Genomic DNA, 22,568 nt, shown 5'->3' on the forward strand with positions numbered 1-22,568 from the left:
TCGCGGCCCCGGAAAGAAGGGGCACCCGCAGGTGCCCCATTCCCGTCTTAGCGGACGTGTCGTCCGGTCAGCGCGCTAGGGCGTTCGCGTAGTTCTCGGACACCTTCGTCCAGTTCACCACGTCCCACCAGGCCGAGAGGTAGTCGGCGCGTCGGTTGTTGTAGGTGAGGTAGTAGGCGTGCTCCCACACGTCGTTGCCGAGAACCGGCGTGCCGCGCGTCTCCGCGACATCCATCAAAGGGTTGTCCTGGTTGGGCGTCGAGGTGATCGCCAGCTTCTTGTCGCCGTCCACGATCAGCCATGCCCAGCCGGAGCCGAAGCGCCCGGTGCCTGCGGCCTGGAACGCCTTCTTGAACTCGTCCATGGAGCCGTAGACTTCGTTGATCGCCGCCGTCAGTTCGGGCGAGGGTTCGCCGCGATCGGCTTCCGGCGCCATGATCTGCCAGAAGAACGTATGGTTCCAATGTCCGCCAGCGTTGTTGCGAATGGCGGGCGAACGCTGGCCCGCCGTGGCGACGAGGTCCTCGACCGAGACATTGGCGAGCGCTGGATCGGATTTGGCCGCCGCGTTCAACGCCGTGACGAAGGCCTGATGGTGCTTGGAATGGTGCAGTTCCATCGTCTTGGCGTCGATGACCGGCGCCAGCGCGTCGTAGGCGTAGGGGAGAGCCGGGAGCGAGAATGGCTCGGACTGGGCAGCCGTATCCGCTGCCGCAGGCGGCGACTGCTGCGCCTGCACGGCATGCAGGGGGGCGATCACGCCGGCAGTCAGTGCCAGCGCAGCGAGGGGTCCGGTGAGCTTCAGACGACGCATTCAGATACTCCGCAGGGGTTCGTAAGCCCCTGCGGAACGGGCGCTCAGATCGCGACGTTGCAAAAACAAGTCGTGATCGACCGCCACCGGACGCTACTGCGCATGAGCGGAATGCTCGCCTTTCGCACCCATGGCGTCGACCTTCAACTGCACTTCCACGGCTCCCGCCTTCTCGAAGGTCAGCTCGAGCGGCACCATCTGGCCCTCCTGGAAAGGCTGCTTCACCCCGAGGAGCATGAGGTGCAGGCCGCCCGGCGCCAGCCTTGCCTCCGCGCCGGCGGGAATCGGCAGACCGTCCTCGATCCGGCGCATCGTCATCACGCCGTCCTTGATTGCCATGTCGTGGATCTGAACCTGTTCGGCCACCGGCGACGAGATGGCGACCAGCCGATCGCTCTCCGTCCCCTTGTTGCTCAGCACGAGGTACCCGGCGCCCGTGCGCGCGCCGGTGGGCATGGCGCGGCTCCAGGGATGCCCGATCTCGATGGCGCCGATCTTATACTCGTGGGCGGACGAGGGGGCCGGGGCGAGGAGGGCCGCCGCAAGGATGCTTGAGAGAATGGCGCCGGCCAGGCGACCGGAAAAACGTGGCGAGCGGATCATCAGTTGTTTCCAAACGGGGGGACGGAAAGGTCGAGGGCATGGCAGACCCAGCGCCCACAGGACGCTCGGCAGGACGGATGGGGCGGGATCGATCGTCATGGCGCCATCCGCGGACGCAGCCGGCGGGCGACGACGTCGAGCAGCAGCATCGTCAAGAGGGACGCGCCAACCAGGGGAAACAGCACGCCGCCGACCGCCAGTAGGGCGAGCAGCCCGCGAAACACCCGGGGGTCCTTCGGCAGCGGCGGCACGCCCATCGAGCGGCCCGGGCGCCGCTTCCACCACATCACGCCGGCCGAGATCGCCAGCACGACGTTGCCGATGCAGACGAGGAGCAGGACGATCTGGTTGGCGAGGCCGAACTGCTGACCGAGGTGGACGCTGATGCCCCACTCGAGTGCCCGTCCCAGCGGTCCATAATCGGCGTAGCGCATGTCGAGAAGCGGCTCGCCGGTATACTGGTCGAGATGGACCACGCGCTGGCCGGCGACCTCATCGGGATAGACCGAGCCCGTGTAGACGCCGGTCGGCGTCGCCGGGATATTGACGGCGTAGCCGCGATGGAGGCCGAGTTGGTCGAAGCGGGCGACCGCTGCATCGAGGCCGACCGGCGCGCGTGCCGAGGGGGCGGATGTCGGCATCTGCGCCTGTTGCATCGACCAGCTCGTCGGCCCTTCGCCGCTGAGTGTCCGGCTCGACATCGGAATATCGGTCCGCACGCCCGCGGGATAGCCGAAGTTCGAGCCGTTCGCCCATTGGTTCACCTGCCCACCCCAGACCTGCGACCAGGGCATGCCGGTGACGGCGAGAAACACGAGGAAGCCGCCGACGAAAAGGCCGGTGACCGCATGGGCGTCGCGCCAGAAGACCCGGCGAGCCGGCGTTCCGCGGACGGTGACGACGCCGCCCGTCTGGCCGCGAGGCCACCAGAGATAGATGCCCGTCGCGACCAGCAGGATCGACCAACCCGCGGCGATCTCGACGGCCGCCCGGGCGAACGTTCCGAAGAACTTCAGGCTGTGGAGTTCGCGGATGGTCCACATGATGGTGCCACGGTCCGGCAGCGAACCGAGCACCTGGCCATCGTACGGATCGACGTAGACCGCGCGCCGCTCGCCTGTCGCCGTGCGCACGGTCACTTCGGCCGAGGCGCCGGGGTCGATGGGGTCGGTGAACTTGACGGCCGTTCCCGGTTGAGCAGCGAGGGCGGCATCCGCCATGGCGGATGGCTTGGCCAGCGGCACGCCGTCCTGAACGGCGACGCGCTTGAGGTCCGCATGGACGACCGCTTCGATCTCGTCGCGAAACAGGTAGAGCCCTCCGGTGATCGAGAGGGTGGCGAGAAACGGCAGGACGAACAGTCCGGCGTAGAAGTGCCAGCGCCAGACGGCGCGATAGAGATCGATCGACGAACCGGAACGCGCGGCGCGTCCAGGCCTGTCGAGAGTGAGGTCCGACATGGGAGGTTCCAAAACCGAATGGAAGTCGCAACGACCCGTGAGGTCGAGGCCGAGAACGCCGTGCAGGGTCCGGCCCCGGCGTTCCGACGGAACCCTCCGTGGGCCGGGGCGCTGCGCACGACGTCTCGTGGCGGGAAGCCGTCTTCAGGCGGCGACCGGTGGTCCGCGCGTGCTTCTTGGAGATTTCGGAACGGTGGTGAGGAGATGGGCGTAGGAGACGAAGCGCCGAGGCAGGCTCGCGACGAACGTGTCGGCCAGTTCCTCCGGGGTCGGGGGAGACGACGCGACCCCCGCGAACATGCTGCAACCGATCGAACAGCACGCCATCATGTCGTCGTGGCTGTCGGAGGTTCGGTGCGTCCTGCCATGCCCCGTTTCGGTGCTGGCCAGGCAGAGGACGTTGCCGAATTGATCGCGGCGTAGGGTATCGGCCGAGACGCCCTGCGAAAAGGCGAGCAGCCCGGCCTGGACGGCGAACAGAAGCCCGACGAGACGCGCCGTCCATCCGCTCCAATCCGTGCGCCGCTTCGCCACCATGCGTCCTTCCCAAAGGCTTCCGCCGTTCGATACCACGCGCGCGGAGCGGAAGGAACTTGGACGCATTGCCCACGTGGCGTATCTGCGGCTGGGGAAAACGACGCTTCCGGCCCGATACGACGCCCGTATCGCTTCCCCCGTCCTTCGTCCGTTCGCGTGAATATGCGACGAAGAGCGCATTCCCGAGGTTCCCGCTTCGCTCAGTTGAGGACACGACATGACCGCACCCGCCATGGCGCCAGCCTGCACGCTCGTTCTGTTCGGAGCCGCGGGTGATCTCGTGAAGCGGCTGCTGATCCCGTCCATCTACGATCTTGCCGTGTCCGGTGTTCTCGATCCCCGGTTCCGCATCGTCGGCGTCGATCGCGCCGAACTCACCGACGAAAGCTGGCGCGGGAGGCTGAAGGAGGCCTTGCACGACATGGCAGCCGATCCGGCGGCGGAGTTCAACGCGGGCACGATCCGCGAGGACATCTGGCAGGACCTCGCGGGACGCTTGAGCTTCCTCCGGGGCGACGTCACGCAGGACGGTACGTTCGACGCCTTGTCGAAGCGCATCGATGGCAGCGCGATCTTCTACTGCGCCGTCGCCGGACGCTTCTTCACGCCGATCGCGGAGGGGCTGGGCAGGGCGGGTCTGCTGCGGGAAACCGGCGGCGCGTTCCGGCGCCTGGTCGTCGAGAAGCCGTTCGGCGACGACCTCGCTTCCGCGCGCGCGCTGGACGCGAAGCTTCTGTCCCTGGCGCGGGAGGACCAGATCTACCGGATCGACCATTTCCTCGGCAAGGAAACGGTTCAGGCGATCATGGCGCTGCGTTTCGCCAACCGCATCTTCGAACCGCTCTGGTCGGCGGAGCATCTCGATCACGTGCAGATCACCGCCGCGGAGGTGCTCGGCGTGGAGGGGCGCGGCAGCTTCTACGAGCGGGCGGGCGCCCTGCGCGATATGGTGCCGAACCACCTGTTCCAGGTCATGGCCATGGTCGCGATGGAGCCGCCGGCGGATCTCGGCGAGCGGGCGGTGCGCGACGCGAAGGGCGCCGTCCTGTCGGCCGTCAGGCCGGTGCAGCCCGAGGACGTGGTTCGCGGCCAGTACGCCGCCGGTTCGCTCAACGACGAGGCCCGGGTCGGATATCGGCAGGAGCCCGGGGTCGATCCGCAGAGCCGGACCGAGACCTACGCCGCGCTGAAGCTCGACATCGACACGCCTCGCTGGGCGGGCGTGCCGTTCTATCTGCGCACCGGAAAGCGGTTGGCGGCGCACCGCACGGAGATCGTCCTGCAGTTCAAGGCGTCCGCACACGCGATCTTCGGGGCGTCGCCGGAGCCCAACCGGCTGACGCTGCATATCGACGGCGACAAGGGGCTGCGCACCGAGTTTCAGATCAAGGCGCCGGGGCCCGGGATGGCCTTGGCACCGGTCGCCGAAGCGTTTCGGCACGACGACTTCTTCGAGCACGTTCCCAACATCGGCTACGAGTCGTTGCTCTACGCCTGCATGATGGGAGACGCTTCGCTGTTCCAGCGGGCGGACGCGATCGAAGCGCCTTGGGCTGCGGTGGAGCCCGCGCTCGACGCCTGGAAGACCGGCGATCCCGAACTCTACGCCGCCGGCAGCGCGGGGCCGAGCGGCGCCGACGCGCTCCTGGCGCGCGACGGTCGCGCCTGGGCACCGCTGCAGACGCCGCCGAACGAGCGCTTCAAGCGTCGCACGGGTGCCGGAGCGTCGGGCTGACGCAGCCCTGTCCGAACCGTATGCTGCAGTTATAGCAGCGGCGGCACTATGCCATCCGCCGAGGTTCTTGCGGCGCTTTCACGCTGATATGTTCACCCTTGCCGAACGGCACCTCGCATCGAATCGCCGGGGACGTTAGGTCCGAAGGCGGCAACAGCGCGCGGAGAGCAGGACATGGCTGTGGAAGGCGTCGGCGAAGCCATCGGGCCGATGGTGACCTTGATGGCGGCGGCCGTCGTGGCGGTGCCTCTGTTCCGTCGTCTCGGCCTCGGCTCCGTCCTCGGCTACTTCACCGCCGGCGCGCTGGTCGGTCCGTCGGTGCTCGGCCTCTTCGACGATCCGGAAACGATCCTGCACTTCGCCGAACTCGGCGTCGTCATGTTCCTGTTCGTGATCGGTCTGGAACTCCGGCCGCCGAAGCTCTGGGCGATGCGTGGCCAGATCTTCGGGCTGGGCCTCGCCCAGGTGCTCGCCGCAATCGCCCTTCTGACGCTGGCCGGCTTCGTCCTGTTCGGGCTTTCGCCGACCACGGCCTTCATCGCGGGGGCGGGGTTTGTCCTGTCGTCCACGGCGGTCATCATGTCGACCCTGCAGGAGCGCGGGGAGATCGGGTCGCCCGAGGGGCGGCAGTCGGTCTCCATTCTCCTTTTCGAGGACCTCCTGATCGTCCCACTCCTGGCGATCGTGGCTTTCCTGTCGCCGCTGGAGGCGGGCGAGGGAGGGCTGAAGGCGCTTCTGCTGGCGCTCGGCGGCATCGCCGCGCTGCTCGTGGTCGGTCGTTGGCTCCTCGGCCCGTTCTTCGCGTTGCTGGCGCGGGCGCGGACCCGGGAGGTGCTGACGGCGGGAGCGCTTCTTGTCGTGCTCGGCTCAGCGCTCCTCATGCAAGCGGTCGGGCTCTCCATGGCGATGGGCGCCTTCCTCGCCGGTGTGATGCTGTCGGGTTCGAGCTACCGGCACCAGATCGAAGCCGACATCGAGCCTTTCCGCGGGCTCCTGATGGGCCTTTTCTTCCTGGCGGTCGGCATGTCGCTCGACCTCTCCGTCGTCGCCCGCGAGTGGCCGCTTCTGATCGGGCTCCTGGTCGCCTACGTCGTGGTGAAGTCGATCGCCGTCTATGGCGTCGCGCGCCTCTGGGGCAGCTCGAACCGTGGAGCTTTGCATCGCACGGCGATGTTCGCGCAGGGCGGCGAGTTCGCCTTCGTGCTCTACACCTCGGCAACCACCAGCGGCGTGATCGACGGACGCGAGAACGCGGTCTTCTCCACCGTCGTGATCCTGTCGATGGCGATCACGCCCCTGATCCTGATCGCGGCGGATCGCCTTCTCAAGGGCGAGGCGGTCTCGATGGACGGCGTCGAGCACGCGCAGGATCTGCACGGGCAGGTGCTGGTGGTCGGCTTCGGTCGCTTCGGACAGATCGCCGTGCAGCTTCTCCTCTCGCGCGGGGTGAAGGTTTCGGTGATCGAGAACGATCCCGACCGCATTCGCGAGGCGCAGCGTTTCGGGTTCACCGTCTACTACGGCGACGGCACCCGTCTCGATATCCTGCGAACGTCCGGTGCCGCGGAGGCGCAGGCGATCATCGTCTGCGCGGCGGACCGCAAGACGGTCAGCACGGTTGCCTCGCTCGCGATGAGCGAGTTCCCCAACGCCAAGGTGCTGGCTCGCAGTTTCGACCGTGGGCATGCGATCGAACTGATCCGCTCGGGCGTCGATTTCGAGATCCGCGAGACGGTGGAGTCCGCCCTTCAGATGGGCGCCGAGGGTCTTCGCCAGCTCGGGTTCGACGAGACCATCGTCGAGGAAGCCCTGGAGGACATCCGCGCCCGCGACCAGCAGCGTCTGACGGAGCAGGTCCAGGGCGACATCATGTCGGGACGCGACCGCCTGCACACGGCGCCCGTGCCCGAACCCCTGACCACGCAGGCGCGCGCGAAAACACGGCACACGGCCTGACGACACTCGGCGGGATCGCCGCCGGGGCCGTGTCAGCAAGGCTTGCGGCACGTAGCCTGGGCGCTACCCCTCGTCGGCTCAACGAACGGCGGAGGGATGGCGGTCCGGCTTGGTGAACCATTCCGGGCCGCTTTCCGTCATGTGGACGTGGTCTTCCAGGCGAATGCCGAAGCGGTCCGGCACGACGATCATCGGCTCCACCGAGAAGACCATGCCCGGCTCGAGCGCGGTGTCGTTGCCGCGCACGATGTACGGCGCCTCGTGGATCTCGAGGCCGAGGCCATGGCCGGCGCGATGCGGCAGGCCGGGCATACGGTAGTCCGGACCAAGTCCGTGGCGCGCGAGCACGGCGCGGGCGGCGTCGTCCAACGCGGAACACGGCGCTCCGAGACGCGCGGCATCGAAGACGGCGTCCTGTGCCTCGCGCTCGATGCGCCAGATGCGCTCGACCTCGGGCGAGGGCTCGCCGAGCACGTAGGTGCGCGTCAGGTCGGAATGGTAGCCGTCGAGCCGGCAACCGGTATCGACGAGGATCACGTCGCCGTCCCTCAGCGTCTGCTCGCCGTCCGCACCGTGGGGCAGGGCGGTGGCGGCGCCGAAGGAAACGATCGCGAAGGTCGAACCATCGTCGGCGCCGAGCCGGCGGTGCTCCGCGTCGATGAAGGCGACGACCTCGGAGGCCTTCATGCCGGCGCGCATGTCGCCGCGTACGCGCTCATGGATGCCGAGGGTGAGGCCCATGGCATGCCGGATCAGCGCGATCTCTGCCGGCGACTTGCGCATGCGGAGGCGCGAGACGATGGGCCCGCCATCGCGAAGCCGATCGGGGCCCAGAGCCTGCGCCAGTCGATGGTACTGGAAGAGCGGGAGTTGCTCGTCGAGGGCGAGCACGCCGTGCGGGCCGAGGAGGTCTGCGACCAGCGCTGCGGGATCCTGCTCCTCCTGCCAGGGAACGATGTCTCCCGGCAGCCGTGGCAGCGTTTCGACGCGGGAGCATTCGAAGGCCGGCACGATGTAGAGAAGCCGGTCGCGCGTCACCAGCGCGCCGCAGAGACGCTCGCTGCCGTGCCACACGAGGCCCGTGAAATAGCGCAGGCTCTCCGTCGAGCCGAGGAGGAGCGCCGAGACGTTTTGCCGATCGAGCGCGTCCCTGAGACGATCGAGCCGGTCCATCCGTTCGGCGTCCGCGATGCGGGGTACGGGATGATCCCATGTGGGCAGGACTGACATGTGGGGCTCCCTCGGCTGCGTCGTGGCGGCACAGATGCCGTGGCTTGGCGCGATCCGCAAGGTGGGGCGCGACGGGCCGCCTTCGGCGCTTGCCAGGAACCTGCCCTTCGATCAGGAAGGGTGCGACGACGCGCGACGTCACGCCCTTCCGTCCCATCGCCCGAGAGCTTCCATGGTGGAAACGCAGCCACGCCTTGCCGTCAGCATCGGTCTGCTCGTGGCGCTCGCGACGCTCTGGGGGGCGGCCTATACGTTCATCAAGATCGGCGTCGAGACGATCCCGCCGATCACGTTGATCGCCACCCGCACGCTCATCGCCGGGTCGCTGATCCTCCTGATCCTGCGTTTGCGGGGCCTTCGGCTGCCGACGGATCGGCGCAATCTCGGGCGCTTCTTCGTCCAGGCCTGCCTCAACTCGGTCGTCCCGTTCGTGCTCGTCGCCTGGGGCACGCAATATGTGGATGCGGGACTGGCCACGATCCTGAACTCGCTGACGCCGGTCTTCGCCTTCCTGATCAACTGGGGCATCACGCGGCACGAGGCCGTGACGGGCGCCAAGGCGCTCGGTGTGGCAGCGGGGCTTCTGGGCATCTGCCTTGTGGTCGGACCGGCCGCCCTCGGCGGCCAACGCGGCCAGCTCGCGGCGCAACTCGCCATCGTCTTCGCAGCCGTGGCCTATGGGGCGGCCGTCACGTTCGGGCGCACCTTCCGCGATCTCGATCCCATGATGCCGGCGGCCGGCTCGCTCCTGTTCGGCGCTGCGATTCTCGTGCCGGTCAGTCTAGTGGTCGACCGGCCCTGGACGATCGACCCGTCGCTCGCCTCCGTTCTCGCGCTGCTGGCGCTTTCGGTCTTCTCCACTGCGCTTGCCTTCGTCCTTTACTTCACGCTTCTGAAGCGCCTCGGCTCGGTGGGTACCACCGCACAGGCCTACCTCCGGGTGCCGATCGGTGTCGGCATCGGCATGCTCTTCCTGGGCGAGACGCCGCAGTCGACGGCCTGGATGGGTTTGGCGCTCGTGGTCGTCAGCGTCGTCGCCATGACGCTGCCGAAACGCCGGCAACGCACGGCATAGATCGCCCCACCTTGCGTCCGGGAATCGGATAGGTTCGTCGCGCCGATCCGGTTGGCGCCGCCGTCAAGCGCAGCGGCGGGACGAATCCTGTCGCGCGGAGGTGAATCGCCCTACGCCTTCTTCGCTATTCGGCTTACTCCCGATGTGCGGCTCGCGACCCCCTGAAACCTGCCAATCTCCGTCCAGGCGAGCGTCGGAGAGGGCCATGGCAGTTGTGAGCGTTGAACGGCAGGAGCGGCTGGACGAGGCGGGGGGCATCCTCAGTCTCGAAGCATCGCTGGCCTTGTCGGCCGATGAGGCCAACGGGCTGTTTGCGCAGCACCTCAACCGGCACATGCTCCAGCTCTTCGACATTCTCGGCCTCAAGGACCTGGACATCCGGGGCGCGCAGGGGACCGAGATCTGGCTGAACGACGGCCGCACGCTCCTCGACTTTTCCGGTGGTCTGGGCGTCCTGGGCCTTGGCCACAATCACCCGCGGATCATCGCCGCCGAGCGCCGCTGCCACGAGCTGAAGGTCATCGACTGCATCAAGCTGGCGCCGCACAAGCTGCAGGGCGCGCTTGCCTACAACATCGCCCAGTTCCTTCCCGACCCGCTGCAGGTCTCGTTTCTGGCGGTTTCCGGTGCCGAGGCGAACGAGGCGGCGATGAAGCTGGCCGAGCGCGTGCAGACGCCGAAAGGCAAGAAGAAGTTTCTCTGCATGCGGGGCGCTTTCCACGGGAAGACGCACGGCGCCCTCTCGCTCACCACGGCCACCGACGTCCAGACGGGTTTCCTGCTCGGGGTTCCCAAGGAGAACGTCATTTACGCGACCTATGGCGATCTCGGTTCGCTCCGAGCCGCCATCAAGGAGGCCACCGACGAGCGGGGTCGCAACGACATCATCGGCGCGATCGTCGAAACCGTGCACGGTACGACCTGCGAGCTGCTTCCGCCGGGTTATCTCCGGGAGTTCGTCCAGCTCTGCCGGCAGAACGAGATCCTTTCGATCTTCGACGAGATCAAGGTGGGGATGGGCCGAAGCGGCCGTTTCTGCGCCTTCCAGCACGAGGAGGGCGCCATCCCCGACATCGTCACGATGGCCAAGACGCTCGGTGGGGGCAAGCGCGAAGTCGCGGCCATGGTCACGTCGCAGGCGCTGTTCGACCGCGCCTACGGCAACAAGAAGGACTGCACCCTGCACAGTTCGAGCTTCAGCGGGCTGGGCGAAAGCTGCGCCGTCGCGATCGAAACGCTCAACATCCTGCAGGACGAACGGTTGATCGAGCGCGCCGAAGCGATGGGCGCCTATCTGTCGGACAGGCTCCACGCGCTGCGGGACAAACATCCGTCCTGCATCCTGGAGGTCCGGGGACGTGGCTTGTTCCAGGCCCTTCGCCTGAACTTTCGTCAGGACATGGCGTCGAAGCTGGTCGACGTGTCGAGCAATCCGCTTTTCCGGACCTATCAGACGGTTCTGATCGGTTCGCTGACGCGGGAGCTTCTCGAACGCCACGAACTCCTCGTGCACTTCCAGCCGGGCGCGCGCGACCTTCTCCATTTCATGCCGCCCTTTACGGTGAAGGAAGAGGAGATCGACAAGCTGGTGTCCGCCCTCGACGACGTGCTGACGCGCGGGATCGCCGACGCCACGGTCAACTTCGTCGGCAAGAATATCCGACGCGTCTTTGGCGATCTGCGCGACAGGCAACCGGAGCGGCGTGATGTCGGTGCATGAGACGAGCCGATTCTTCAAGCCCGTCAGCGGGGCAGCGCTCGCGCGACATACGCCGGCGCGCGTCTGGCCGATCGTTCTCGTTCTCCTGTCGGCTGTGCTGTTCCTGGTGAACACCCGCCACGGCATCGGGGTCTATGTCGACAGCACGCGCTACATGGGCCTCAGCGTCATCCCCTACGACGCTCCCCTCTACCCCTGGCTCCTGAACCTGCGGGTACTGTTCGGGCTGTCGATCGACGGTGCCGCCGAGGTGCTGGGGCTCCTGTTCGTCTGCGCCAATACGGCGCTGATCTGGCATCTCATCTTCCGGGGAACCCGCAGCGTCTGGCTCTCCTCGCTCGGCACCGCACTGGCCGTAGTCTCACCGCAGTTCGTCACGCTGCATGCCTTGGCGATGTCGGAGCCGCCGTTCCTGTTCCTGTTGCTTCTCACCATGCTGCTGTTCCTCCTGTATCTGGAGGCGCGCAGCCCGGCGCTGCTCGTCGCCTGCGCGCTCGCGCTGGGACTCGCTGCACTAGCGCGGTTCACCGCGCCGGCTCTCGGTGCTGCGGTCGCGCTCTTCCTGCTGCTGGACGCGCGACTTCCCCTCCGCCGACGCATCTCCGACATCGCCTTGTTCGCGGGCGTCAGCGGAGCCGTGTTCTTCGGTTGGGCTGCGTTCAGCCAGACGACGGAAGGGCATTCCATCGGCCGCGAGCTGCGCTTCCACGGGAACATGGGGCCGAAGGAGTGGCACGACAGCCTCGAAGCGCTGACGGCCTGGCTGCTGCCCGATGAGGTGCCGTTCGTGCTGCGCGTCGCTCTTCTCGTCGTGGTGGCCGCGACCGTTGCCGTCCTCGCGTTGCGCGAGATCCGCAAGTTGGCGAGCGCATCCCCGCAGTCCGGTGCCGACACCGGTGCGGACCTTGCAGCGCTGCTGGCCTTCTTCATCGTCGGCTACCTGGCGTTCATGGTTCTGGCGACCTCCGTCGAGGCCAATCTGGCGCTGAACGGCCGCTATGCATTCCCGGCCTATGTCGCGGCCGTGATGCTGACGTCGATCGTCGCGGCTCGTATCGACATCGGCAGTCGCCGCCCGGCCACCGTGCTGGTCGGACTGCTCGCCGTCGCGGCGGCCGTTCTGCCGAGCCACATGCTGCGCACGGCCATGCGATCGGCGGACGCCTATCGTTCGGGTGTGGGATACGCGTCCGTGAACTGGCGCCAGTCGCCGACGGTCGCCGCTGTCGCCGCCCTGCCGCCGAACGCCCAGCTCTTCACGAACGGGCAGGATGCGGTCGCCTACCTCATCCGGCGGCCGTCGCAGCTCATTCCGAACCATTTCGAACTGCGGACCGGCCTTCCGGACCCCGAGCGACCCTGGGATCTCCAGATCGACGAACTCCGGGCCGCTCTGCAGCAGCCGGATAGCTACGTGGTCTTCTTCGACCAGATCGACTGGCGTTTCTATCAGGCGCGGGAGGACGAACTCGTCGCGGCCCTGCCACTGACGCTCGTCAGCGAGCAAGAAGACGGGCGTATCTACCGGCTGAAACCGACTGCCAGCATGCCTCAGACCTGACGACGAACCATCGGGAGTGGACGATGCCGAACGGTATTATGCAGTCACAAGCGAGTTTGCGGACCGCGCGTGGTTCGCTGCGTGAATACCTCGCGATCGCGCGCTTCGACCATGCCACGAAGCATGTCTTCATCATCCCCGGCATCATCATCGCCTACGCTCTGCGCGAGCCCACGCTGAACTACGCCATCGCGGAAATTCTGACGGGGTTCCTCAGCGCGATCGCGATCGCGTCGGCGAATTACGTCATCAACGAGTGGCTGGATCGCGAGTTCGACGCCTTCCATCCCAACAAGCAGAACCGGACGTCCGTCCAGTGGGTGCTCTCGCCGACCCTCGTCTATTGCGAGTACGCGCTCTTCGCGGTCGTCGGGCTCCTTCTCGCATCCTTCGTGACGCCGGCGTTTTTCTATACCTCGGTGCTCTTTCTCTGCTCCGGCGTGCTCTACAACGTTAGACCGATCCGGACCAAGGATCGCCCGTTCATCGACGTCATATCCGAGTCGGCCAACAATCCGATCCGGCTGATGCTGGGCTGGACGATGATCGAGACCACCACCATACCGCCGATGAGCCTGCTGCTGGCGTATTGGGCGGGCGGCGCCTTCCTGATGGCGGCCAAGCGCCTCTCCGAGTACCGCGACATCTCGGCTCGGGCGGGCGTCGAGACCCTGGTCCGCTACCGCCGGTCGTTCCAGCATTACACCGCGGAAAACCTCACCGTCTCGTGCTTCCTGTACGCGATGATGTCGGCCTTCTTCATCGCCGTGTTCCTGATCCGCTACCGGATGGAATACGTCTTCGCGCTTCCCTTCATCGCGATCCTCTTCGCGTCCTACCTCTGGCTTTCGCTCCGCCGCAACTCCATCGCTCAGCGGCCGGAGCGCATGTTCCGGTCCCGCAGGCTGGTCGGCTCGCTGAGCCTCGCCGTGCTCGCCATGGTCACGATGTCCTTCCTCGACATGCCCTTCCTCTACAAGGTGCTGAAGCGGGACTTCATCCCCGTCGACATCCAGGACTATCGCGCGCAAACCAACGGTCAGCACAAATGAACACGTCCGTGGACTGGCGCGCGGTCGATCTGGTGATCTTCGACGTCGACGGGACGCTCTACGACCAGTCGCGGCTGCGTCTGCGGATGGCGCTGGAAATGGCCGGAAGCGCTCTGGCCGGCGGGGGGGCGCGCGATCTTCGCATCGTGCGATCGTACCGCCGCCACCGCGAACGGCTCGCCGAGATGGAGAGCGAGACGTTCGTCGAAAGCCAGTTCGTCGATGTGGCGGCGGACGTCGACGCAACGCCCGAGCTCGTGCGCAAGGTTGTCGCGGAATGGATGGATCGTCGCCCGTTGCGCCATCTCGCGTCCTCTCGCTATGCGGGCGTGGAACGGCTCTTCGAAGCGTTGCGGCGTTCCGGACGCGGCATCGCGGTCTTGTCGGATCACCCCGCCGAGGCCAAGCTCGACGCGCTCGGCCTCAAGTCCGACCTGACCGTCTCGGCTTGCGATCCGAACGTGCGTCGCCTGAAGCCGCATCCGGCAGGGGTGCGGCACATACTTTCCGTGACGGGAACGTTGGCCCAACGCGCCCTGTTCATCGGGGACCGGTTCGAACGCGATTGGCTGGCTGCCGCACGGGCCCAGGTTCCCGCGCTCATCCGGTCGCGGCTGCGGCACCCACGCTGCGCGACCTTTCGGTCGTACCGCTCGGACGTCTTCGCAGCCCTCGGGTGCGATCTCGGTTCCGCTTCGGCCGCCTGGGGCAGTCCACCTGCCGCCCACGCCGGTGCCGCGTACCATGCTCGCGAGCTTTGACCGTTGCGTCGGCGCCATCGCCGAAGTCGTCGCGCGGCGCGAACTTGGCGCACCGACGGACTCGCAGGTCGATGATGTGGCGCGCTTCCTGCGCGAGGTCCTGCGCCAGATGCCCGACTACCTCCGGATCGCGTTCCGCATCCTCACCATCGTCTTCGACGCGTCCGCGCTCTTGTTCCACGCCAAGCCGTTCCACCGTTTGCCGCTCGGCGCTCGCGCTCGGCTCGTCGATGCCTGGTCGAGGACCGCGGTTCCGTTCGCCCCGAGCTTCATTGCCTTCTTCGTGACGTTCGGCACCTTCTGCGTCTCCTCGGATCTTCACGGGGGCGAGGATGCCGCCGCGGTTCGATGATCCGCCCCGCAAGCTATCGACCGACGTCCTCGTCATCGGATCGGGGCCTGGCGGGTGCGTGACCGCGACCGTGCTAGCGGATGCCGGGAAGGATGTCCTGGTTCTGGAGGAAGGCGCGGACCTTTCGATCCACTCCGCCCCGCATTTCTCCCGCGAGGAGATCCTGCAGAAGTATCGCAACGCCGGCATCGGGCTCGCTCACGGACCGCTGAGCGTCGCTTATGTCGAAGGGCGGTGCGTGGGAGGTGGCAGCGAGGTCAATCGCGGCCTGTACCATCGCACACCGGACTACGTGCTGGATGAGTGGAGCCGCGAGTTCGGCGTCGATCGCCTTTCGTCCGAAGTGCTGCGGCCGCATTTCGAAGCCTGCGAAAGCGTCGCCCGGGTGGAAGCTCCTCCGGAGGGGGTGTCGCGCGTGTCCGCGAAGCTCGGCGACGGTGCGTCGCGTTTGGGATGGGAGGCGACGGTCGCCCAGCGCCTGGTCCGCTACGGTGCGGAGACGAGGGGGCGCGATCGCCAGACGATGACCGAGACGTTTGTGCCGCGCTTCCAGTCCAGGGGAGGGCAGCTGATCACGCGAACCCGCGTCGAACGCATGTCCCGCTCGGGGGGACGGTGGCATGCTCACGCGCGGCAACACACGGACGACGGCGCGGAACGATCCGTCGAGATCGTCGCGAACACGGTCTTCGTCGCCTGCGGGGCCGTCCAGACCCCGGCATTGCTTCGTCGCGCCGGCATCGGTCGCAACATCGGCGACAGCCTGCGCTTTCACCCCATGGTGAAGATCGTGGCGGAGTTTCCCGACGAGGTGAACCGTCCCGGCGACCTCGATCCGGTGCATCAGGTCAAGGAGTTCGAGCCCACCATCGGCATGGGCTGCTCAGTCACGCGCCGACCGATGCTGAAGCTCGCCACCGCCCATCTCGGGGACGATTCCGCCTACGTGGACGCGAACTGGCGGCGGATGGGCATCTACTATGCCCAGACCACGGGCGGGCGGGCGAGCGTGCGCAACCTGCCGTTCATGCGCGATCCCCTGGTCCGCGTCCGCCATTCGACCCAGGACCGGATCGACCTCGCCCGCGCCTTCCGGCTGTTGGCCGAAGCGCTATTCGCGGCTGGCGCGCTCGCGCTTTATCCCGCGGTCGCCGGATACCCCGTGCTGCGCTCTCCGCTGGATCTTTGCGGCCTTCCCGACGTGTTCGCCGGGGCCGACGGCAGCCTGACGTCGGTCCACGTCTTCTCGTCCTGCCCGATGGGCGAAAACGAACGCCGATGCGCCACCGACTCGTTCGGCGCCGTCCGCGATGTGGACGACCTTCACATCGCCGACGCTTCGCTGCTCTGCGGGCCGACCAGCGTCAATCCGCAGGGAACCGTGATGGCAATCGCCCATCGAAATGCGATCCACGCTCTCGAGCGCGGTTTGCGGCACTAGGAGAGCGAGGACGGGTCATGAGCGACGTTCGACCGCCTGCTGCCCCGGTTCACTTTTCCCCTGGTGAGCTCAGTGCGCTTCCGGCCGTCCCGATATCGCTGCGTTCCCGCGTCCGCCTGTTCCTCGATCGTCACGCGGCGTCCGGCCTGCGTGTCGGGCTGGGATTGCTGCTCGGCGCCGTCTTCACGGCGCTGGTTCTTCGAACGGTCGATCTCGACGCGGTCTACGACCTGCTTGCGAAGGCCTCCGTCCTCCCGGTGGTGGTGGGCTTGTGCGCCTTCGTTCTCGACTTCGTTCTGCGCGCCGCTCGGTTCTCCTGGATGTTGCGGTTGGCGATGGGGCAACCTGTTCCGCTTCGTCGCTCGGTTGGCCCCTACATCGCGAGCTTCGGCGTAAGCGACATTCTTCCCCTGCGGATCGGCGACGGGTTCCGGATCCTCTGGTTCAGCCGTCGCTTCGTGATTCCGGTCGGCACCTTGGCCGGAACCATGATCATGGAGCGCGTCTTCGATCTCCTCACGATCGTGATCCTGTGCGGCCTCTGCCTCGCGTGGGTGGACGTGCCCGAGGCGACGCTCCTCGTGCAGGTGCTCCTACTCGCTCTCGCGGTCTCCCTCGTCGGCGGGTTGTGTCTTCTGTTCGGCCCGTCGTTGCTCGCGAGAGCCCTTGGGTACCTGTCCCGGCGTTTCCGCATCGCCTTCCTGGATCGCCCGGTTGCGTTTCTCCAGGTGAGCGCGCAAGCCATCGGCAGCGTGAGATCATGGCGTCACGTTGGGTCGCTCGCCGTCCTTTCGCTTGGTCTATGGCTTCTGGAGAGCGTCGCCATGATCGGGGCTTGGGTCAGCCTCGGAGGCGATGTCGGCGCCTGGCTCAAACCGCTTCTGGCTTTCTCGTTCAGCACGCTCGGCACGATGGTGCCAAGCCTTCCCGGTCATTTCGGCACATTCGAGTTCTTCGGGCTGCAGGCGTTCAAACTCGGCGCCGTGGACGAGAACATGGCCGCTGCCGTCCTGCTCCTCGCCCACCTCGTCATCTGGCTCCCGACAGCGCTTTTCGGCATCGGCTGGCTTTTGCTCGGTGCAAACGTATCGAAAGGGCAGGTGGTCCCTCTCGCCCGCCCGGAGCAGGGTTAAGTTCGCGTCGGTTCCCTCACGGAGGGATCGGACCGGGACGTGCGGCCAATCATCGCCTGTCTTGGCGACTTGTCGACAGCCCCTTCGACCGTCCCAGTTTGTCGGATGAGGGCGGGGCGTTCGTGGCGCCGCAAGGCCAAGGGACGCGCAGTTTTCCATGGAAGCATCCAGACACATGACCGGCCTTCCGGTCCTGCCCGAAGCCGCACGCGCCTATCGCGACGCGTTACCGAAGGGCCGCTTCGTCGGGTTTCCGTTGCACGGTCTGGATCGGACCGGCGTTCGTGCCTGGAAGGTCGCCCTGTTCCTCGACGACGCCGCGGCTCTCCCCGGCAACCTGCCGTCCGGCTACGGCTACGGCTTCGACGACGACACGGCGCTGATCGGCGCCTTCGCGGAGATCGCCGAAGCCATCCTGCCGACGCTGCGCCTGATGGACGAGCCGCGCTGGATCGACAGCTATCTCGCCTTGCGCGCGGAGCGAGGCGAGGGCGCGATCGTCGATCCGCTGACGCTTTGCCTTCCGGCCGGAAGCCCGGTGACGCACGACACGCCGCTCGCCTGGATCGAAGCGCGGCGGCGGCGGACGGGCGAGCCCGTGCTGGTGCCCATGGATGTGGCGGCGACGGATTATTTCGAGCTTCCCGCGGGCTACCAGCCGTTCACCACGCTGATCACCAATGGACTGGGCGCAGGCCCCGATCTCGAGTGGGCCATGGGCCATGGCATCCTCGAGCTCCTCCAGCGAGACGGCAACGGCCTCGGGTTCCGCGCTCTCGACAAGGGGATCGTCCTCGACATCGATCCGGCGGATCTCGACGACCAGACGCGCGGGCTTCTGCAACACCTCGATGCCGTCGGGATCGAGGTCATCGCGAAGTTCGCCAGCGACGAGTTCGGGCTGGCGAACGTCTACGTCATCGGCTTCGATCGGCCGGGCTTCGGGCCCCGCACGCCGATCATGCTGTCGGCCTGCGGCGAGGCCTGCGATCCCGATCGCGCCACGGCGCTGCGCAAGGCGCTCTTGGAGTTCTGCTCGGCGCGCGTTCGCAAGAGCTACGCACACGGACCCATGAGCGAAGCGCGGAGCGTCGCCCCGGCAGGCTTCATCGAGGACTTCCTCGACCAGGCGATGCCGAGCCTCGTGGGCGGCGAGAGCCGTGCCTTCACCACCATGCGCGATTGGTCGACGCGTGAAGCCGATAGCCTGAAGACCGCGCTGGACGGCTCGGTCTACGCCCGCCGGTCCACCAAGCCGTTCCGCGAACTTCCCGCGACGCCGCTTCCCACGAGCCGCGAGCGCGGGCGCTTTGCGGCCGAAGCGCTGGAAGCGGCCGGCTTCGACGTTCTCGTCGTCGACGGCTCGCCGCGCGACGGAAGCGTCGGCGTCGCCAAGGTCATCGTGCCCGGTCTCGAGGTCGAGACGATGAGCTACTATCGGATCGGGGAGCGCAACACGCGCCGTCTGATCGAGGCGGGAAGCGATCTCGTGCGTTTCGGCGGGGAAAGCGAGACATTGCGCCCGGTGCGACTGACGCCGGAAGCACTGGAACGCCTCGGCGGACGTCAGCCGCTTCTCGACACGGCGGCGGTGGATCGCGCGGTCGGGCCGCTCTATCCGCTGTATCGCGAGCCGGAAGCTCTCCACGTCGCCTGGAGCCTGGAACAGCCGGCCACTCGCTAGCCGACCCGGCGAGCGGTTCCGGTCAGCGCGCTGACGTAGAACCGCTGCAGCATGAGGAAGGCGACGATCACCGGGGCGATGGTGACGAGGATCATCGCCTGCTGCAGCGAAAGCTGGCTTTCCGTGTCGAACGCCCCGCGCACCATGTAGATGCCGATCGGCGCGGTCTGCAGGTCGGGTGCGCTCTGCGTGACCGTGAGCGTCCAGGCGACCTCGTTCCAGTGGTAGACGAATACGAAGAGCGCCAGCGTCGCCGCGGCCGGCCGCACGATGGGCAGGACGATGGACCAGAGGATGCGCCATTCGCCCGCCCCGTCCATGCGGGCGGCCTCCAGGAGATCGTCCGGCACGCCGATCATGAACTGTCGCATCAGGAAGACGCCGTACCACGAGACGGAGAACGGAAGGATCAGCGCGGCATAGGTCCCGAGCAAGCCTGTTCCACCCTGGCCGAGAAGGTCGTTGCCACCCATCAGCGGCCAGTAGCGCAGGATGAAGACCAGGGGGATCAGGAACAGGAAGAACGGAAAGAGCTGGGCGACGATCACGAAGCGAAGGATCGTATCCCGTCCCCGGAAGCGGAACTTCGCGAGCGCATAGCCTGCCGTGACGCTGGTGGCGACCTGCAGGAGCGTGATCGAGACCGTGACGACCACGCTGTTGAAGATCCACAGCGCCAGCGGATAGCGTTCGAAGACGTCGGTGAAGTTGCTCCAGACCGGGGTTGCGGGAAAGTAGGGCGGCGGGCGCATCAGCCGCTCGGCCGGCGTGCGCAGCGCGCCGAGCAGGAGGTCGATGAACGGCACCGTCATCAGAAGCGCGCCGAGGGTAAGCGTCGCGACGGCGGCGACACGCCAAGGCGAGCGCCGGCGCGTCGGCAACTTGTTTGGCATCACCACGCTTCCAGCCCGCCCCGTCGCATCAACCTCAGCTGGAGGAGCGCGACGGCGAACACGATCGCGAGCAGGATGTAGGCGCCGGCCGACGCGAGCCCGAGGCGCAGGTCGGCGAAGGCCATCGTATAGAGGTGGAGCGCGGCGACATTGGTCGTGTTGACCGGCCCCCCGCCGGTCAGCACTAGCATCAGAGCGAAATAGCCGACGCCCTTGATCATGTTGGTCATCACCACCAGCAGGATCGTCGGCTTCAAAAGTGGCAGCGTGATGTACCAGAACACGCGCAGCGGTCCCGCACCGTCCATCTCCGCCGCCTCCTCGCAGGCCTCGTCGATGCCGTCGAGACCGGATGCGAGCAGCATCATGTCCTGCCCGACATGGAACCAGACGAAGACGACGACGAGCGCCGACATCGCGAAGGCGGGATCGGCGAGCCAGGCCGGCCCGGCGATGCCGAGGCCCGCCAGGAGCCGGTTGACGAGCCCGTAGGGGTCGGCCAGCAGGAACTGCCAGATATAGGCGATCGCCACGACATTGGTGACGGTCGGAAGCCAGAAGGCGCTGCGCCAGAGGCGTTTGAAACGACTGTGGCGAAAGGCGAGCGCAAGGCCAAGCGCCAGCGGTACGCCGACGGCGATCGTCGCGCCCACGAACGCGGCGGTGTTGCGCAAGGACGCGTAGAAGAGGGGATCGCGCGTCAGGAGATAGCGATAGTTCGCCAGCCCGACGAAACGCGGAGGAGCCAGCGAGTTCCAGGTGGCGAAGCTGAGCCCGAGCGAGAGAAGCAGAGGCAAGACGAAGAACGCCGTCCCCAGAACGAGGGTCGGCGCTAGAAACAGGTACGGTGCGAGCCGTTTGCCCAGCGTCATGCGGCTCGGTGCGTCTCTGCGATGGTCCGGCGAACAGCCGGCCTCACTGCGGCAGGGCCAGAAGGTCGGTGATCTCCTGATCGGCCTTGGCAAGCGCGTCGGCCGGGGTCATCCGGCCGAGCCAGGCCTCTTCGATCTGCGTGCGCAGGACGCGATCGACTTCGGCGGTCTGCGCGATGTTGGGGTCGCTGAGCGCACGACCCGAGCGCAGCGCTTCGACGAACGGAGCCGTGAACGCGTCTCCGAACTCGGCCTGAGAGGCGGCGAGGTCCGCCTTGTTGGCCGAGAGGCTGCCGAGCGAGACCAGCATGTCGCCGACGCAGGAGCGCTTGCCCTCGCCCTGCGGACTGTGCAGCCAGCGCAGAAGGGCCCAGGCTTCCGGCTGATGCGGGCTCTTGGCGTCCACGCCTTGGTAGAAGGAATACTGGTACGTCTTCCAGTCCGGGCCGCCGGGGATCGGCGCGACGCCGACCGTCTCGTCCATCTTGTCGCCGAGCCCTTCGCGCATCAACTGCTTCATCCAGTTGGCGCCCGTGATCATGCCGATGCGCCCGGCGGGAAAATCGCGGATCTGGTGGGACGCGCTCGTCAACCCTTCGCGGAACAGGCGCGCCTGACCTTCCAGCACCTCGACGGCTGCCGGTTCGGTCAGGTGCGTGCCTTCGAGATCGTCGGTCAGGATGCTGCTGCCCTTCGAGAACAGAAGCGTGCGGAAGGGATGAGCGGCGTTCGCCACGCTCGGTCCGAAGGCATAGCCCGCAACCTCGACACGGCCGAGGCTGTCGCGCTTGGTGATCTTGGCGGCCGCGTCCATCAAGGACGCCCAGTCCTTGGGCGGCTCGGCGATGCCGGCCTCTGCGAACAGCTTCTTGTTGTAGATGAGCATGTAGAGGGCGACTTCCGCCGGGATGCCCCAGAGCCGATCATCGATCAACGCAGATTGGACCGTGCTGGCTTCGAAATTCTCGCCGATGAAGTCCGCGATGTCCTGAGGCGGTTCGGCCAGGATCGCGTTGTCGACGAGGCGTTTTCCCCAGATCGAGTAGACGTTGTATATATCGGGGTGCGCGCCGGCGACCTGCGACGTCATGACGTTCTGCATGAAATCCGCGATCGGCGTCTGGCGGTATTCGATTTTGACGCCGGGATGCTCGGTTTCGTACCGTCGGAAGCACGCCGTGAGCGGCGCCATCTCGCTGTCGGTATAGTGCGCGGCGAAGGTCAAAGTGACCGGTGTCTGCGCCGTCGCCGCGGGAACGGCCGCGAGCACCGAAAGGAGCGTGATCGCTGCAGCCTTGGTTTTCTTCATCGAATCCGTCCGCATCGATCCCAAACTGACGCGACCATGCCGTATCCCGCCGGTTCGCAAAACCTGCGAGACGACCTTCCCCGGCGGTCGGGACGTTATGTCGCGAACTGGCATGTCGGGCGTAGTGGGGCACCAGTAGCCCCTGCGGCACCGCTCGTTCCTGCGAAGGCGAGCGCGCCGATCGCCGCACGCTCGTCTCCTCCGGCGGCCGGCACAAAGGATCCGGCGCTTCCGCGATCCGACACGACGGACGGGTGTCGACGCTCCCAAACAAAAACGCCTGCCGGGGGAGGACCGGCAGGCGTCAGAGATTACCCTTCGGCTGGGAGGAGGATGCCGTCGGGCGATCCGCATGAGCCATATTGGGAGGAGGGGCTCAT

General features: G+C 66.9%; 19 protein-coding genes. 11 read left to right on the forward strand and 8 right to left on the reverse strand.

The genetic code is table 11. The features are described 5' to 3' along the window. Nucleotides 1–67 precede the first annotated feature (67 nt). From AUL34_RS07140 to AUL34_RS07155, 4 genes are all read right to left on the reverse strand, one after another. Entirely contained in the window at nucleotides 68–814 is a 747-nt protein-coding gene (locus tag AUL34_RS07140; protein ID WP_082653216.1) for a superoxide dismutase, read from the reverse strand. Between the two features lie 93 nt (nucleotides 815–907). Then, complete coding sequence (locus AUL34_RS07145) at nucleotides 908–1,417, reverse strand: copper chaperone PCu(A)C (RefSeq protein ID WP_061932671.1); 510 nt, start codon at nucleotides 1,415–1,417, stop codon at nucleotides 908–910. Nucleotides 1,418–1,512: 95 nt separating this feature from the next. Next, entirely contained in the window at nucleotides 1,513–2,877 is a 1,365-nt protein-coding gene (locus AUL34_RS07150; protein WP_061932673.1) for a PepSY domain-containing protein, read from the reverse strand. A gap of 144 nt (nucleotides 2,878–3,021) precedes the next feature. Continuing rightward, nucleotides 3,022–3,414 (reverse strand): DUF2946 family protein, encoded by a 393-nt coding sequence (locus AUL34_RS07155; RefSeq protein ID WP_061932675.1) that lies wholly within the window; start codon nucleotides 3,412–3,414, stop codon nucleotides 3,022–3,024. Between the two features lie 217 nt (nucleotides 3,415–3,631). Between AUL34_RS07155 and zwf the strand changes: the two genes are divergently transcribed. Continuing rightward, on the forward strand, nucleotides 3,632–5,149 hold the full coding sequence (zwf, locus tag AUL34_RS07160) for a glucose-6-phosphate dehydrogenase (RefSeq protein ID WP_061932677.1): 1,518 nt from the start codon (nucleotides 3,632–3,634) through the stop codon (nucleotides 5,147–5,149). Nucleotides 5,150–5,323: 174 nt separating this feature from the next. Beyond that, nucleotides 5,324–7,105, forward strand: coding sequence for a monovalent cation:proton antiporter-2 (CPA2) family protein (locus AUL34_RS07165; protein WP_061932679.1), 1,782 nt, complete (start codon nucleotides 5,324–5,326; stop codon nucleotides 7,103–7,105). A 78-nt stretch (nucleotides 7,106–7,183) separates the two neighbouring features. Here AUL34_RS07165 and AUL34_RS07170 read toward each other — a convergent pair whose 3' ends face one another. Continuing rightward, nucleotides 7,184–8,335 carry a Xaa-Pro peptidase family protein gene (locus AUL34_RS07170; RefSeq protein ID WP_061932680.1) on the reverse strand — a complete coding sequence of 384 codons (1,152 nt, stop codon included), beginning with the start codon at nucleotides 8,333–8,335 and terminating at the stop codon, nucleotides 7,184–7,186. Between the two features lie 172 nt (nucleotides 8,336–8,507). Between AUL34_RS07170 and AUL34_RS07175 the strand changes: the two genes are divergently transcribed. The 9 genes from AUL34_RS07175 to AUL34_RS07215 all read left to right on the forward strand — a co-directional run bounded on the left by AUL34_RS07175 (nucleotide 8,508) and on the right by AUL34_RS07215 (nucleotide 19,114). Further along, nucleotides 8,508–9,410, forward strand: a complete 903-nt coding sequence (locus AUL34_RS07175; RefSeq protein ID WP_061932769.1) for a DMT family transporter — start codon at nucleotides 8,508–8,510, stop codon at nucleotides 9,408–9,410. A gap of 205 nt (nucleotides 9,411–9,615) precedes the next feature. Continuing rightward, nucleotides 9,616–11,130: an aspartate aminotransferase family protein gene (locus AUL34_RS07180; RefSeq protein WP_061932681.1), complete on the forward strand. Its 1,515-nt coding sequence runs from the start codon at nucleotides 9,616–9,618 to the stop codon at nucleotides 11,128–11,130. Further along, nucleotides 11,117–12,691, forward strand: coding sequence for a glycosyltransferase family 39 protein (locus tag AUL34_RS07185; protein ID WP_061932682.1), 1,575 nt, complete (start codon nucleotides 11,117–11,119; stop codon nucleotides 12,689–12,691). Before AUL34_RS07180 ends, AUL34_RS07185 begins: the two co-directional genes overlap by 14 nt. 23 nt (nucleotides 12,692–12,714) lie before the next feature. Beyond that, nucleotides 12,715–13,743 carry a UbiA family prenyltransferase gene (locus AUL34_RS07190; RefSeq protein WP_244492477.1) on the forward strand — a complete coding sequence of 343 codons (1,029 nt, stop codon included), beginning with the start codon at nucleotides 12,715–12,717 and terminating at the stop codon, nucleotides 13,741–13,743. Beyond that, on the forward strand, nucleotides 13,740–14,504 hold the full coding sequence (locus AUL34_RS07195; protein ID WP_061932684.1) for an HAD family hydrolase: 765 nt from the start codon (nucleotides 13,740–13,742) through the stop codon (nucleotides 14,502–14,504). Before AUL34_RS07190 ends, AUL34_RS07195 begins: the two co-directional genes overlap by 4 nt. Further along, nucleotides 14,488–14,856 carry a hypothetical protein gene (locus AUL34_RS07200; RefSeq protein ID WP_061932685.1) on the forward strand — a complete coding sequence of 123 codons (369 nt, stop codon included), beginning with the start codon at nucleotides 14,488–14,490 and terminating at the stop codon, nucleotides 14,854–14,856. The genes AUL34_RS07195 and AUL34_RS07200 overlap by 17 nt, the downstream gene beginning before the upstream one ends. Beyond that, nucleotides 14,837–16,297: a GMC family oxidoreductase gene (locus AUL34_RS07205; RefSeq protein WP_061932687.1), complete on the forward strand. Its 1,461-nt coding sequence runs from the start codon at nucleotides 14,837–14,839 to the stop codon at nucleotides 16,295–16,297. The genes AUL34_RS07200 and AUL34_RS07205 overlap by 20 nt, the downstream gene beginning before the upstream one ends. A 17-nt stretch (nucleotides 16,298–16,314) precedes the next feature. Then, nucleotides 16,315–17,430 (forward strand): lysylphosphatidylglycerol synthase transmembrane domain-containing protein, encoded by a 1,116-nt coding sequence (locus AUL34_RS07210; protein ID WP_082653218.1) that lies wholly within the window; start codon nucleotides 16,315–16,317, stop codon nucleotides 17,428–17,430. A gap of 157 nt (nucleotides 17,431–17,587) precedes the next feature. After that, the gene (locus AUL34_RS07215) at nucleotides 17,588–19,114 is read left to right on the forward strand and encodes a YcaO-like family protein (protein WP_061932691.1); all 1,527 of its coding nucleotides are present in this window, start codon (nucleotides 17,588–17,590) and stop codon (nucleotides 19,112–19,114) included. On the opposite strand, the gene AUL34_RS07220 is transcribed toward AUL34_RS07215, so the two are convergent. From AUL34_RS07220 to AUL34_RS07230, 3 genes are read right to left on the reverse strand one after another with little or no spacing between them, the layout of a single operon-like run. Further along, nucleotides 19,111–20,007 (reverse strand): carbohydrate ABC transporter permease, encoded by an 897-nt coding sequence (locus AUL34_RS07220; RefSeq protein ID WP_061932694.1) that lies wholly within the window; start codon nucleotides 20,005–20,007, stop codon nucleotides 19,111–19,113. The genes AUL34_RS07215 and AUL34_RS07220 overlap by 4 nt on opposite strands. Next, complete coding sequence (locus tag AUL34_RS07225; protein ID WP_061932696.1) at nucleotides 20,007–20,879, reverse strand: carbohydrate ABC transporter permease; 873 nt, start codon at nucleotides 20,877–20,879, stop codon at nucleotides 20,007–20,009. Before AUL34_RS07225 ends, AUL34_RS07220 begins: the two co-directional genes overlap by 1 nt. A 43-nt stretch (nucleotides 20,880–20,922) precedes the next feature. After that, nucleotides 20,923–22,188, reverse strand: coding sequence for an extracellular solute-binding protein (locus tag AUL34_RS07230; protein ID WP_192845711.1), 1,266 nt, complete (start codon nucleotides 22,186–22,188; stop codon nucleotides 20,923–20,925). Between the last annotated feature and the right edge of the window lie 380 nt (nucleotides 22,189–22,568).

This window comes from Aureimonas sp. AU22, from assembly GCF_001463745.1.
Classification (GTDB): domain Bacteria; phylum Pseudomonadota; class Alphaproteobacteria; order Rhizobiales; family Rhizobiaceae; genus Aureimonas.

Bases quoted from the DNA above. Each gene is read 5' to 3' on its own strand.
- AUL34_RS07140 (WP_082653216.1), bottom strand. From the start codon at position 814: ATGCGTCGTCTGAAGCTCACCGGACCCCTCGCTGCGCTGGCACTGACT.
- AUL34_RS07145 (WP_061932671.1), bottom strand. From the start codon at position 1,417: ATGATCCGCTCGCCACGTTTTTCCGGTCGCCTGGCCGGCGCCATTCTC.
- AUL34_RS07150 (WP_061932673.1), bottom strand. From the start codon at position 2,877: ATGTCGGACCTCACTCTCGACAGGCCTGGACGCGCCGCGCGTTCCGGT.
- AUL34_RS07155 (WP_061932675.1), bottom strand. From the start codon at position 3,414: ATGGTGGCGAAGCGGCGCACGGATTGGAGCGGATGGACGGCGCGTCTC.
- zwf (WP_061932677.1), top strand. From the start codon at position 3,632: ATGACCGCACCCGCCATGGCGCCAGCCTGCACGCTCGTTCTGTTCGGA.
- AUL34_RS07165 (WP_061932679.1), top strand. From the start codon at position 5,324: ATGGCTGTGGAAGGCGTCGGCGAAGCCATCGGGCCGATGGTGACCTTG.
- AUL34_RS07170 (WP_061932680.1), bottom strand. From the start codon at position 8,335: ATGTCAGTCCTGCCCACATGGGATCATCCCGTACCCCGCATCGCGGAC.
- AUL34_RS07175 (WP_061932769.1), top strand. From the start codon at position 8,508: ATGGTGGAAACGCAGCCACGCCTTGCCGTCAGCATCGGTCTGCTCGTG.
- AUL34_RS07180 (WP_061932681.1), top strand. From the start codon at position 9,616: ATGGCAGTTGTGAGCGTTGAACGGCAGGAGCGGCTGGACGAGGCGGGG.
- AUL34_RS07185 (WP_061932682.1), top strand. From the start codon at position 11,117: ATGTCGGTGCATGAGACGAGCCGATTCTTCAAGCCCGTCAGCGGGGCA.
- AUL34_RS07190 (WP_244492477.1), top strand. From the start codon at position 12,715: ATGCCGAACGGTATTATGCAGTCACAAGCGAGTTTGCGGACCGCGCGT.
- AUL34_RS07195 (WP_061932684.1), top strand. From the start codon at position 13,740: ATGAACACGTCCGTGGACTGGCGCGCGGTCGATCTGGTGATCTTCGAC.
- AUL34_RS07200 (WP_061932685.1), top strand. From the start codon at position 14,488: ATGCTCGCGAGCTTTGACCGTTGCGTCGGCGCCATCGCCGAAGTCGTC.
- AUL34_RS07205 (WP_061932687.1), top strand. From the start codon at position 14,837: ATGCCGCCGCGGTTCGATGATCCGCCCCGCAAGCTATCGACCGACGTC.
- AUL34_RS07210 (WP_082653218.1), top strand. From the start codon at position 16,315: ATGAGCGACGTTCGACCGCCTGCTGCCCCGGTTCACTTTTCCCCTGGT.
- AUL34_RS07215 (WP_061932691.1), top strand. From the start codon at position 17,588: ATGGAAGCATCCAGACACATGACCGGCCTTCCGGTCCTGCCCGAAGCC.
- AUL34_RS07220 (WP_061932694.1), bottom strand. From the start codon at position 20,007: ATGCCAAACAAGTTGCCGACGCGCCGGCGCTCGCCTTGGCGTGTCGCC.
- AUL34_RS07225 (WP_061932696.1), bottom strand. From the start codon at position 20,879: ATGACGCTGGGCAAACGGCTCGCACCGTACCTGTTTCTAGCGCCGACC.
- AUL34_RS07230 (WP_192845711.1), bottom strand. From the start codon at position 22,188: ATGAAGAAAACCAAGGCTGCAGCGATCACGCTCCTTTCGGTGCTCGCG.